This window comes from Nostoc parmelioides FACHB-3921, assembly GCF_014696625.1.
GTDB lineage: Bacteria > Cyanobacteriota > Cyanobacteriia > Cyanobacteriales > Nostocaceae > Trichormus > Trichormus parmelioides.
In genome coordinates, this window is the sequence record NZ_JACJQL010000018.1 from 65,941 (window position 1) to 79,152 (window position 13,212).

10 protein-coding genes are annotated in these 13,212 nt (G+C 40.9%); 1 reads left to right on the top strand and 9 read right to left on the bottom strand.

Annotated elements, in window-relative coordinates:
* Positions 1 to 128 precede the first annotated feature (128 nt).
* From H6G14_RS14365 to H6G14_RS14395, 7 genes are all read right to left on the bottom strand, one after another.
* A complete protein-coding gene (locus H6G14_RS14365) occupies positions 129 to 3,227 on the bottom strand; it encodes a tetratricopeptide repeat-containing S1 family peptidase (protein WP_199326163.1) in 3,099 nt (1,032 codons plus the stop codon).
* Positions 3,202 to 3,546 (bottom strand): CU044_2847 family protein, encoded by a 345-nt coding sequence (locus tag H6G14_RS14370; RefSeq protein ID WP_190568050.1) that lies wholly within the window; start codon positions 3,544 to 3,546, stop codon positions 3,202 to 3,204. Before H6G14_RS14370 ends, H6G14_RS14365 begins: the two co-directional genes overlap by 26 nt.
* A gap of 134 nt (positions 3,547 to 3,680) precedes the next feature.
* On the bottom strand, positions 3,681 to 4,409 hold the full coding sequence (locus H6G14_RS14375; protein WP_190568051.1) for an AIM24 family protein: 729 nt from the start codon (positions 4,407 to 4,409) through the stop codon (positions 3,681 to 3,683).
* 230 nt (positions 4,410 to 4,639) lie between these two features.
* Positions 4,640 to 5,887, bottom strand: a complete 1,248-nt coding sequence (locus H6G14_RS14380; RefSeq protein ID WP_190568052.1) for a DUF4336 domain-containing protein — start codon at positions 5,885 to 5,887, stop codon at positions 4,640 to 4,642.
* A gap of 259 nt (positions 5,888 to 6,146) precedes the next feature.
* The gene (locus tag H6G14_RS14385; protein ID WP_190568053.1) at positions 6,147 to 7,727 is read right to left on the bottom strand and encodes a GIY-YIG nuclease family protein; all 1,581 of its coding nucleotides are present in this window, start codon (positions 7,725 to 7,727) and stop codon (positions 6,147 to 6,149) included.
* An 82-nt stretch (positions 7,728 to 7,809) separates the two neighbouring features.
* Positions 7,810 to 8,790 (bottom strand): aldo/keto reductase, encoded by a 981-nt coding sequence (locus H6G14_RS14390; protein ID WP_190568054.1) that lies wholly within the window; start codon positions 8,788 to 8,790, stop codon positions 7,810 to 7,812.
* A 150-nt stretch (positions 8,791 to 8,940) separates the two neighbouring features.
* Positions 8,941 to 10,089, bottom strand: coding sequence for an extracellular solute-binding protein (locus tag H6G14_RS14395; protein ID WP_242053431.1), 1,149 nt, complete (start codon positions 10,087 to 10,089; stop codon positions 8,941 to 8,943).
* Between the two features lie 501 nt (positions 10,090 to 10,590).
* Here H6G14_RS14395 and H6G14_RS14400 point away from each other — a divergent pair.
* Positions 10,591 to 10,965 carry a hypothetical protein gene (locus H6G14_RS14400; RefSeq protein ID WP_190568056.1) on the top strand — a complete coding sequence of 125 codons (375 nt, stop codon included), beginning with the start codon at positions 10,591 to 10,593 and terminating at the stop codon, positions 10,963 to 10,965.
* Between the two features lie 124 nt (positions 10,966 to 11,089).
* Here H6G14_RS14400 and H6G14_RS14405 read toward each other — a convergent pair whose 3' ends face one another.
* Together H6G14_RS14405 and H6G14_RS14410 are read right to left on the bottom strand one after the other, a co-directional pair.
* Complete coding sequence (locus tag H6G14_RS14405) at positions 11,090 to 12,349, bottom strand: nicotinate-nucleotide--dimethylbenzimidazole phosphoribosyltransferase (protein WP_190568057.1); 1,260 nt, start codon at positions 12,347 to 12,349, stop codon at positions 11,090 to 11,092.
* 86 nt (positions 12,350 to 12,435) lie between these two features.
* Positions 12,436 to 13,209: a DUF2232 domain-containing protein gene (locus H6G14_RS14410; protein ID WP_190568058.1), complete on the bottom strand. Its 774-nt coding sequence runs from the start codon at positions 13,207 to 13,209 to the stop codon at positions 12,436 to 12,438.
* Positions 13,210 to 13,212 lie beyond the last annotated feature (3 nt).

Here is a 13,212-nt window from a genome sequence, read left to right on the forward strand (position 1 = left end):
CTTTAATGTTAGCGTCGAAGACAACTGTATTATTAAGACAACGAAGGGGCAAAAGCGACAATTCCACCTCGCAGCAATGCCAAAATCCCACAACAACCACACGATTTAGCACAGCCACATTCTAGAGATTAGAAATTCTGTTTTAAAGCTTGCAAAACTTCATCAGCATCAACGCGACCCCAATAATAGCCCATTTCATCACTCATTAAGCGCGCCTTTTCTGCCTCTACTGTCGCTGCTGAGTAATTGTGGTTTGCCAGGTGCATCCACCCCAAAGCAACGCGGATATCTGCTTCGTAAATGCGATAACCACCAGTACAGGCATAATTCAACGCTTCTTCTAAATCACCACGCGCCGCCGCAACATCACCCCGTCGCGCCGCCCATCGCCCCCGTGCTAGTAGTGCTTCAATCAGGATAGATCGCTCAGATATGCTACGGGCAATTTTGAGAGCTTCACTATAATGTTCGCGGGCATCTTCGTTTTGTCTAGCGTCTGCATCTAGATCGCCTAGCACACGATAATAATTACTTACTGTAGCAGGCCAGTTCTTGCGTTGATAAATTTCTAAGTTCGCCTCTGCTACTTGGCGCGCATAGTCTTTACTTCCTACTCGCAGTAGATAATCAGCTTGGTGGATGCCCAGCAAGAAGCTTAGATACAGTTTGCTGGAGGGGTCAATTTCTCTTTGCAATGCTTCTGCCTGTTGAAAAAATACACTGGCCATCTCATTATCACCCTGCAAGTGTGCAGTCCATCCTTGCCGCCTCAATGAACCGAGCTGACTGGTCTCACTTCTAGCAAGACAAGCAAGATTGAATGCTTTTCTAGCAGCATCAGCACTAGCTTCAAGCTTACCGAGAAAGGCATATAGCGATGCTAGGTTGTGGTGTAAGATGCTCATATTGAGCCAGTCTTTTGTACTTGGATACATACTAATAACACGCTCGTAGAACGGTAAGGCTTCAGCCAAACGACCCACACTCATTAAACTAAGCCCAACATTGTTTAATATCCAATATTTTTCCGCAAGAGTACTGACTTGTGGCTCTTGGGAGGTATCGCCATTAGGAAAGAATTCTACCATCAAGGCTAGGCTGACATCCCAGGCATCTAGTTCATGAGTCAGTACAAGACTTGTCCCCTGTAAAACCCGCTCCCAAAAAACATCAAATCCTCTATCATAACTACCAGCACAACAGAGGTGATGTACTGCCTCAATTGGGAACACCAAACTTTCTATACTGGGTTTTTCCGGTATCGGCCCAGCAACTTTGAGGTAATAATCTGCAATGCGTTGATGAATTTCCTTCCTTTGTACACCCAAATTCTTTTGTAGTCGCTGAGAGTAGTGGGCGCTAATAAGCGGGTGCATCGTGTAGTAATTTGCCTCTGGGTAAAAGCGCAAGATGCGATAATTTAGCAATCTTAGGATCATCCCATTAAAGGTACGACCTCGTAAGTCAGCTAATGGTGCATTCAACTGTCTTTTGAGTCTAACTGCTTCCCTGCGTTGGTTAGGAAAGAAACGGTCAATTAACCACCGATAGAAGCTTTGCAATTTCAGGAATAAAACATCTAGGGCGGAAATTGTCGGAGGTCTGTAGCCTGGTAGTTGTCCGGGGAGTACGCCTTGAAAAACTGAGGTAAAAAGTGATGGTGGAACAGCTAGCCGGAACGCACTAAATATTGTTAAAAACTCTTTTTCAGCTTGTGTTAGATGCTCATCGTAGCGGCGCAGTACTCGCTGTACTCTCTCATAACGAGGTTCGCTTGCTGTAGGTGGCTTAATTTCACGGATGTATTTTACATTGCCATCATGCACATCCACTAAATAAGCTCCCAGCAAACTGAGAACCAAAGCATAGCCGTCCCAATCTGCCACAATTTTATTCAGTTCATTATCAGCACCTTTGACACCAACTTTTCGTAGTAAAGTGCGCCCCTCTTCTTGGCTCAAGCGTTCTACATCCCGATGGGTGTAAGTGGTGAAGTCAATCAGGTCTACCAGTGGCGCACGGCTGTTAATCAAACAAAATGACTCATGCTTTCCCGCCGCAAATTCCCGTAAAAAATCCCGTAGTTCTAAATTAGTTAATTCGCCGTAATCATCGCCCTCTTCCTGTTGCAGTACTTCCAACCCATCTAAGATAAGAAGATAACGCCCACTTTTGAGCATTCCATGAATAAAGTTGACTTTTTCTGCCCAAGTCACTTTATAAGGATCAATTCCTGGAACTAAAAATTCTAATGCAGCTTCCAAAAACTCAAGCACATTATTTTTTTCATAAAAACCCCACCAAAACACTCCAGTAGGTTGAGGTAAAGATGAGTCGTGTAGCAAATCTTCCAGCCAGCGACGGGTGAGGGAACTTTTACCCTCGCCACCAAAACCAATAAGTCCCACAATTGAGCAATTAGGGTCAGCCCAATCCTGATTTAATGTTTTGAGAAAATCTGCTCTACCCACCCATTCTTCTAAAGGTGCTGGTGCATTATTCAGGTTCGAGATTATCCCTGGTTGAGACACTGGTTGCTCTCCTGTAGGGTTTGAGTTAATTGTAGGCTGGGGTGTAGATGGTGCATCTGCTAATGGTAAACACATGGGGTCAAAAGCGAGGACTCGACAATCAACAGCAAAACTTGTGTCCCGGTCTTTTTCACTTTCCCCAGAGTCCCAAGTTTCCGCAATCACACCCACTACTAAGTTACGTTCGATATCCAGAACGGCGGAACCACTCATACCACTGTCGATATGCTGGCTATTCAACATTACAGGGTCGCTGTGCAAAATCCGCGTCTCTGGTGATTCAGCAAAGTCTACTATTTCCCCATGAGCTGGTAGTCCTTGGTAATTTTGTAGTCGGCGGTAGCCAAAACTCCGGAATTTGTTACCTGCTGAACCTTCAGCCATCCCTAGAATTGCGGGTTCTATGCCATCTGGGAGTGTAGCCGTGTCCAGTTGCAGCACAACCACATCATCATCATGGTCTAAAAAACAAGCTGTAACTGTAGCTGTATGTGCTTTCTGTTCTGACTTTATTGCTTTGGGGAAGTAGACATTAATTTCTACACCCTCAGCAACTTGCCCCCCTGCATCCCGAACCACATGACAACAGGTGACGATTTTTCCTGTAGGGGAAACTACAAAACCAGTGCCAACAATCACATTATTGACACCGCGAATCTGCACGGTAAAGTTACGCAGATTTTGAATCTGGCTCATTATTGGAATCTTTGCGCTCCCAGAGTAACTTCACCTTGAGGCTGGCTTCTCCCGAAGTTTTGGCAATAATTGCACCCGCTTCAGTATTTAACTTGATGCCAAATTCTAATTCCACTTCCGATGGCTTGTTAGATAATGTATCGATTGTTGCCATTGTCTTTTGTGCCATTTGTCGGATAGTTAGCATGGCTTTATCCAATGCTTTCGCCGATTCTTTGGCGATATCTGCTGGTGTCACGCTAACTGACCTCATCCCAGCAGTGGGAGCGAATTCTACAATGATTACTGGCTCATCGATGAGGGAATCTTGATTATCCATTGTGTAATATTTTTTACTATATTTTTGGAAATAATAACAGACGATACCAGTATTTTCAATACTGGCGTGAAGAGATTTCAAGAAATAGTAAAAAAAGAAATTAGAACTAAGAAACTATCAAATCATCAAATAATTTAACCCAATCCCATACCATCGGTTTCCGATATTAATAACTTACCTTGACCTTCATACATCCAAACAAAACCTTCTCCACCACCTTTACCAAAGTGTCCTAATTTCCGGTAATCTTCTTGAATTCCATTGGTAAATCCTTTCACTAAGTCATAGTCAGCAATGACGATTTCACCCCTGTGAATTTCAATAATCTTAGCAGGGGTATTTGTACCTGTCACAACTCTAGCTGTTTGTCCAGCTAAGGCTTTAATGGCAATTCTCCATCTACCATCAGCCGAACCAGACATCTGGCGAAATTTCAGCTTTTTGGTTCCTAAAATTACATTATCAGAACAAAATTGGAAAATGCCATCATCAAATTCCCATTGTTCTTGCTCTGATATTTCAATATCTGTGTAATGTAAAAATTGACCTTTGGCTCTAGGTTCAAGATAGACGTTACCACTACCTTTATAAACAGGAGCGTTATAATCTATCTCTGTCATTAAAGCTACCCAAACATCTTTTAAACGGTTATCCGTTTTGTAAACACCATGAGTTAATTTACCTAGACATCTATGTAAAGCACCTTTTTGAATGACAACTCCGGAGTTTTCAATTTTTATTTCAACTTGCTGAACAAAAGGAATATTTTTGGTGGGATGATAGTATTTGTTGGTGTCTTTATTAATGTTATTTTGTAAATACCACAAATCTGTCGGTTCGATGATTTTGACTTCGTATTGCATAGGTTTATTCTTATAGATTGGGATATTTAACTATACTTTATAACGTACAAAATAAGACAATTTAGAAGTCATTGGCTTAAATGCTTAATATTTATTGAGTTTAGATTTGCTTTGTGTCAATGTGTGAATTTTTTAAACGCAGAGGAAGGCTAAGTAAACGCGAAGGAACGCAGAGTGTTAGTCTAGTTAATTGGCTATGAATTAATGAGATATTGTAGTTGATGTATGAGTTACACCTGCTCTTTGGCTGGTGGAACAATTCTGCTTTTGGATAATCCGCTATCAATTTCTTGCAAAACTTGGAAATCTTTTTCTGGTAAGGGATAGCTAGCACTATTGAACACACCTGCGCTGACAGCAAGCTGTTTTTCTAAGAAGGAGAAGGCTTGGCGGAATTGATGGGGTGCTGCTTTAATGGGTGCATCAAAATGACAGGGAATAATCCACTGAAAATCCCAATTTGCTACTTTATTAGCCCAGTTAATAGTTTCCTTGGGGGCGCGGTTGAGAATTAACTTTTGTAGAACTGGCGCGACAAATAAACGTCCATCCCCTCGCAAAGCCTCAAACGATCGCCTCCAATCATTTTGCCATTTGAAAGGAAACAAGCCAAAATAAGCTCTATATGAGCGTTCTGGCGCTTTTAATGCTGCGCTCCATACTTTATTCCATTTGGGGATATCTACCGCACTGGGGCGGAAATACAAAGCAAATAAGCTGATGCGTTCCCACCCTTTGCGGCGGTTGGCTTGATTGTCTACAACAATATCCGAGGCTTGATCTTTGGCGTGGAATAGTAAGGGATAGGGGTCTAATTGGATGATCGCTGGCGGATCTGCGGGTACAGAAACAACTGAATCTGTTACAAGTAAAGTATGCGATCGCTTGTGTAAAAATACCACCTCTGCAAATTTGCCAAAGCCAAGGTTAATTGTGTCTAATATTGCATAGTCAAACTCATCCGCAAAGGGAGCTTGGCTACTATCTTCCGGGAGTACATGAGTGCGCTTATTTGGTAAACCCAGCCAACTGAGGGGAAGATTAAGGGGAAAACTCCACTGATTCGGCGCTACAAATACCTGTGCTTGGGGAAAATATCTAGCGAAGGGGCCGACAAATACCTTATGTTCTAGTCCCGAAATAGTTGGCAGAATGATATACTTCACATCACCGTATTCTGCTACTAATTCCTTGACTAGCCGGATACATTCAGGAGTAGGCGCAACAGGTGCATATACTAACAGCCCTCCCTCATCTAATTTGACTACAGTCATTCGAATAGGGACAACAACGTAAAAGATCCCTTGCATCTGGTCAAAAGTCCAGATTGTATCTTTAATTACCTCATGCCGGAGAGTCCGCCGCTTACCGTATGGATATAGTGGCAAAGTGAACCAGAAAGACCATGACCAATCTCTGGGATTAATTTGTTCTAGATTTTCATCATGCACCACTCCGCAACCCCCTAACTTCGCCACGTTCAAACTATTTTGATTTGAACCCCAAGAATTGGAGTTTAGCAAATTGTGGGAGCAACAAACTAGGAATTTGCGGGGAATATCTGGAGGAAGGCGATCGCCTTTTTTATAGTAATCTTGTACTAAATATTATTTATAACTTACAATCAAAGACCTTTGGCATACGATAACATCTGCCGCTATCTTACATCTGAGTGCCTATTAGCGTTTGTCAAATGGCTACTTAACTGCAATGCAACAGATATCCAAGAAATTTACATTACATTAGTTTAAATGCAAACTTTAAATTAGGTATACCACTATTTTCTAAACGGGTTTTAATAACTTCCACAACTTCTAGATATGACATATTATTTTTAGGACTAATTGGAAGATCAGCTTTCCACTTACCGTTTATAGTCACGGATATTATTGCAGGCTTAAGGGTTTTTCTAGGAGATATATAATATTTATCTATGTAACCTTCATTTTCGTTAAGTGTGACTTTGACAAAATCAGATAGATAACTTTCAAATAATAACCAAAACGCTCTATCAACAGTAACCGCCATGTAAACTTCTTCATAAATATTATTAGATACATTACGTGTTTGGTAAATAATGCCTTTTTGCCCGTTTATCATACTAGATGAGTAACCAGGTTCTCGTAGATCAGTGTAGATGAAATTCTTAACATAGACAATCATTTTTTTGAGGCGATTACTCTCACAATAATTATTATCCTTTGGTAGATTTTCTAAATAATTTTTAACTTCATATTTATTTAAGTCAATACCACGCTCTATCAATAACTTCTTTAAATACTCTTTCTTAAGAGTAAGATTATCTAACCTGACCGATAAACCTGTATCGCTTGTTTCATTTGTTTTAACCCCTGAAGTTGGCGTTAATAGTTTGCTTATATCTATACTTTCATTAAAAAATATTTTCACCAAATCTTCTTTATAGGGAGTTAACCTTTTTATATAGCTACTACAAATATCTGCATATGAAGAGGTATATTTATCATCCTTTAAATACAACCCTGCAATATGATTTAGCAAACACTTGTTTCTTATTTGCTCCAGAGATACATCAGTAACAGTCTTAATCTCCACCCCTGCTAATCGAGCCGTTGTATAGTCATGAATAGATGAAACGACTTCGGGATCAACTCCATAGACTTCTATAGCAATTCCATTTACTAACAATCGTCTCAAAACAAACTTACGAAGACGATAATATCTTTTTCCACCTTGATTACTCCAATTATCTGAAGAGTTAATACACTTCCTAAAAACATTTTTTAGAAAGCGGACTGCTGATGACCAATTTTGTGTCAGTTCTTCTATTTCTGTTAAATTTATACAAATATGTATTACTTGGAGAGGTATTACTGATTTGTTAACTCTCCAATTATCACCATATATTTTAGAATATTCATTTAAATTTATATCCTCGTTTCGAGGAGGTTCTACACCTAATATAAAACTGTATGGTGCAATAGTCATTAAGGTTTTTCGTAAAAGTGTCTCGGTTGGGTGTGTCTTCTTACTATTAACTTTCGTTCCATTCAATTGGGGATTATACTGCTCGATACGTCGTTTCTCTACAAGATCAAGCATTGATTCGTTGACTAGCTCATAATAGACGGTAAACTGCCTCTTTTTTTGCTTTTTTAACTGATGGATTCTGTGATGACTATCTCCTACCCAACGATTACGCAAATTTTTTGCTTGTCCTATGTACCAAATAACATATTTTTCATCTATGACATAATATATTCCTGGCTTTTCCGGTAATATTTCTCTGCTATTTAAGGCTATGTTCGGTAATTTTAGAAGGTACTCATCTGCATTCATAATTCTGTAGTTACTTACTGGAGTTTCTACAGATAATATTCCCCAATTTAAAATTCATAAAACAGACTTGGATGCTGAAATCTCACTTTGTCTGAAAAATATTTTGTACCATTTTTTTATCAGAACTTGCAGCCGCTTTATCTAACTCGGTGATTTCTCCAGAGTCTAATCGCCAACCTAATGCACCGATGTTCTCCTGGGCTTGTTTGACAGACTTTGCACCAGGAATGGGAATAGTCCCTTTAGCGATACACCAGTTAAGCGCGACTTGAGACATGGTTTTATTTCTAGATTCTGCCACATCTTGTAAACATTGAAGGAGCGATCGCACTCCCGGCAACAACTGTCTAAACAATAAACCCCGGACACCTCTTGGGAACGGGCCTTTCTCTGAATATTTCCCTGTTAATATCCCTAACGCCAAAGGGCTGTATGCAATTAGTTTAATCCCCAGTTCATCGCAAACATCCTTTAGCCCCAATTCAGTTACAGGGTAGGTAGATAATAAGGAATATTGGACTTGCAGAGTCTTAATTGGTACTCCTCGCTCCGCAAACTTTTGATGTACACGTTGCAGTCTTTTCGTTCCGTAATTAGATAGTCCCACACCCTTCACTAAACCTTGCTCATACAAATCCGCCAAACCATCTAATAGCCCTGCTTCTTGCCAAGGTGCGTAATTTGCCGTTGACCAGTGCATCTGTACCAAATCGACATTTCTACCCAGGCGTTGAGCAGAGGACTTACAAGCATTTATCATCGATTGGCGTGTCCATCGCCAAGGGTAAGCAGCCAATTTAGTAGCAATACAAATATTTTCTTGATTGACACCTCGATATTCCCTAGAAAACTGCCCTAGCAGCAACTCACTGCGACCGTTTAATCGTCCTGTTCCGTAAGAATCCCCTGTATCAAACAAGGTGACACCATTACTCACACAGAGGTTAAAGACAGCTTGTAATTGCGCGTCCATGCTTTCGTTATATCCCCAAAGCAATTGGTTTCCCCACGCCCAAGTTCCACAACCCATGCTAGGAAGGGATAGTTCTTGGTGAATTTGCATTGTTAACCTCTGTCGATCTCTTGTATGCACTCTTCAGTTCATTATCAGATAATTGTGGTTTAGCGGGGAATATGAAGTGGGGGAAGTTGACTGATGACTGATGACTGTTGACTGTTGACTGATGACTGTTGACTGTTGACTAATGACAAATTAACCTTTGATTTTGGCAAATAAAGCTTCGTATTGTTTTGTAGCTTCTGGTGGTAAAGGAAGCAAAAATTCCCCTTTAGCGAATACTTCTTGACTATTTAGTAATAAACTACCTAATGATTCCTGAATGTCAGCAGTGCCAATATTAGTAACAACTGGTGAGTTGGTTTTGGTAAGTAAAGCAATTTGCCTAGCAATATTCGGTTGTAAACAAAAATCAATCCATTGCCATGATAGGGCATCCTTAGTAATTTCTTTGGGGCTTACCCATAAATCTGCCCAGATGGAGGTTCCGGAACGGGGAATCACAACACTGAGTTGGGGATAACGCGCCAAAATTGGGACTACATCACTTGACCAACCAACTGCTAGCCAAGTGTCTCCAATAATCAGGGGTTCTAAATAAGTATTGGAACTGTATAATTTTACCTGCTGGTTGAAGGTTTGCAGTTCTTTTTCTAAATTTGGGACTGTTGCTAGGTTTTCTGTGTTGTATGATTTTCCTAGTTTCTTTAAGACTAAACCTATCACTTCTCTTGGTTGGTCTAGTAAAGAAATACGCGATCGCAGTTCATCACGCCACAAATCACTCCAATCTTCCGGCTTCCATCCCAATTTTTTAAATTTCTCACGATCATAAACAATTACCGTACTACCCCAGCGATAAGGCGCAGCCCAAACTTTTCCCTGTGGGTCTGGAATACCTTGCTCATTCCGCGTTACCAATTCTCGCCATCTTGCATCTAAGCCAGACCATTGTTTTAATGGCGCTGTGTCTATGGGTTGAATTAGTTTTCTCTCAATTGCTGTTGTTAACCAATAATCTCCTAATGTCACCAAATCAGCTAAAGGAAACGTTTGAGATTGCCTAAATGGAATGAAGCGCGTCCATCCTTGCTCATCGTGAGCTTTTGGGTTATGCTGCCAATTTACTAATCTTTTATATAACTCTTCTAGTTGTTCAACTGGTGCAAACTTTAACTGCGCCTGTTGTTTTAAACTTTGGCGAAATTTATTAACTACTTGACCAGGGATAGAACCTTTTAATAACTGAACGTTTAGTTGTGTCTGGTTACTGCCAGTACAGCCTACAAGTAGTTGTGATAAAGTCAGACCACCCAAGCTTAATAAAAAAAACCGTCTATCCATTGATTTAGGAATATACATATATATAAATTAAACAGAGATAGTAAAGCTTAAAGGCCTCAAGCAGCTAGTATAGCTTTTTCATTCTTTAAGGCTTTTTCTAAAAATTCAATAGCTAGTAGATGAACAATTGTCATAGTTTCCTCATGGCTCAACTCTAATGCTTATACCATAAAGTATTTATTAATACAATTTCGCTCAAAAATTTCCATAAAGAGATATAAATTCAGATGATCCATCACGTTCTGGCATCATACGACCGTTAGTTGATAAAGCTCTAAATGTTTACCCAGTAAAGCTTTCCCTTTCTTAATCCCTCACTTCTTAACATTACTTAATTAAAAAATGAGCAGAGTATTTATAAATTATTTAATTATTTTGATAAGTGAATAAATATGTTTCCTTATTCAAAGGAAAGTTTGAAACATTAAATAATTCATAAGTATATTTAACATTGTCAGTAAATTGAATAACATAGAGAAAATGTGCGGACGAGGGTATTAAATGGAGTCATTACAACAACAAATCCTGGCTATGAGTCATAAGCTGGATGCCCTCTACCAGGTTATTGAGCAGCTTGATGTGAGAGTTGCTCAAGCTTTTTCGGAATGTTCTTTAGCCAGAACCGAAGCAAAAGATAATTATCTGGAGAATAATGATGCTGGTAACTACCAGTTCAAAGGACAGATTGGTTTTAATCAGGAACTAGAACATAAGGACGTATTGATAGACGGCGTTTATCTAGACATGAGCCGTCAAAGTGGGGAAAAAATCATATCACCAGAAATTCAAATACAACGACTAACGGCACAATTAACAGCAGCTTACAATCGTATTGCAGCTTTAGAAGAACAGCTACTTAGAGAAAGAATTCACTAACCTAATTAATCAAAAGTCAATCTATCAATGATTTACCGGTAACTTGATTGAGTCCGGTATTTTTATTTTTGGTCAATAGTCAGTAGTCAATAGTCAATAGTTTCTCCCCCTGCTCCCCTGCTTCCTATCTGGCAAGAAGACGCTGGATCTGGTTTTCAATTGCTTGTAAAAGTTGATGTTGTTGCCAATTCTTGTAGAGATTAGCGGCTATGCAGGCAGCGCCGGCACCTACACCTTCTTTGACGAATCCTTGCTCATAGGCTTGGAGTTGGGGGTATTGAGAGTCAGAAAAACTCAGTTGGGTAGCCAAAAGTGAAGGAGTTGTCATCTGAAGATATTGACTGTTTTTACCTATATTTAGGGCTAATTCTACCGTACCGCCCGTTGAGTCTTCTGCTACCCAACGGGTTGTACCTACTACCACGGCTGTGGGTTGCCAAAATAAATTGTAAGTTTGAGCGATCGCACTTGCTAGAGCATAAACCGCTAACATTTGCGTACCACCAGCTAACATTACACCACAACCGCGACTAGCTGCGATCGCCATTCCCGCCACCACAATCTGCATGGGATCACCAACTGCGGCGACTAGTTTGAGGGGATCAATTGGGGATTGGGGAAGGTGGGGCCCCCTCTGGGGATAAGGGGTAATGGGGATTGGGGATTGAGGATTGGGGATTGGGGACTGGGGATTGGGGATTAAGGGAAAATCTTGGAGTAATTTCTCCCCCTGCCCCCCCTGCCCCCCTGCTTCTTTCCCCGCCTCCAAGCCTTGATGTACCACTTGCCATTTCTGCTCATGGTTACACACTGGGTGACTGCTGTTGACTTTACCTGCTGCATTTATGCCCAGACCAGTTAAAATTGCCAGCGCAGTGGTAGTACCACCAACAACACATTCGCTGAGAATTACATATGCTTCTGGAACTTCAGCCGCTAGGCGTTCCCCCCAAAGTAAACCTTGCTTCAATAGATGTTCTACGGTGGTTAATTCCATCGCCGCGCCTGTACTCAAACATTTAGCAGGACAACCACCTAAATCAATTGCTGGTATGGCAGGGGACTGAGGTAAACCCGCATTAAATAAATAAATTGGTATCTTGAGTGCTTCTATCACAGCGCGGGATATGAGGACAGGGGATGCACCTGCTGTTAGTGGTGGTAGAGGATATTGGGGCTGGTGTTCTGCACCGTAGTATAAAAACTCGGCATCAGCACAAGCAGTATACTTTCGATCCTCTGGAGTACGACCAGCCGCCGAAATCCCCGGAATTAGACCAGTTTCCGTAAAACCGAGAATACAAGTAAATAAAGGCAGGCGATCGCTATATCGTCGTAACCAAGCCTCACCCTGTTCAAGTTGAGTATAAATGCGAATAGTCATTAGTCAACAATCATTAGTCAACAGTCAGCAGTCAACGGTCAACAGTCAAAGTTTTGGACTATAGACTATGGACTATTGACTAATTTTCAATAATCCATTAGGACTTGTACCCAACGAGGTGGACGAGGAATGGGATTTCCTAAGCGATCTAAAAGTAGCCACGCTGCCAAGTGTACAACAAACAGATAAATAAAGTTATTGAGGATAATCAATGCTACTGCCCCAAGCTGGATCAAAAATACACTAGGACTATTTAATAATCCCAGTTTCAAGAATATCCACTCTATAAGTTCTGTTACTTGGGTAATTAAATAAATCCACAGGTCTTCTCCCGACAACACAGACAACAACCACAACCGAAAAAAGACCCCTAAAGTACCCAACAGCGTACCCAGAGTAATCGAAACAATCCAGGGAGCGCGGCGGTACCATGTTGCGCCTAGCAGCACGCCCATAAACGCAAAAGGCATAACGAACAAAAGACTACGGACTGGCCCCATCAGTACAGACAATAATAAACCAGAGGTAACAGCTGCCATCCATGCTGCTCGTTTACCCCAACGCAGATAAACTAAGGCGATGGGTACAGGAAAAAATATCCGCAACACCGGGCCAAGGGGAAAGTAAAAATTGATGAACCAAATCAGGCTAGCGGTGCTTGCTAAAAAAGCTGTCTCTACAATCCTTAAGGGCGCATCAACTTTCAACTGGGGAGATAGTAAATTGTGTTGTCCTCCGCCGTTGGTCTGAGCATTATGTTTCTGTGGCTCTTGCTGATCGGATTGTGGATTTTGGGGATTTAGAGATTCAGGGGATGTCTCTTCCTCTGGCTCATCTGGCAGAGAATCTAAAATACTCATCTT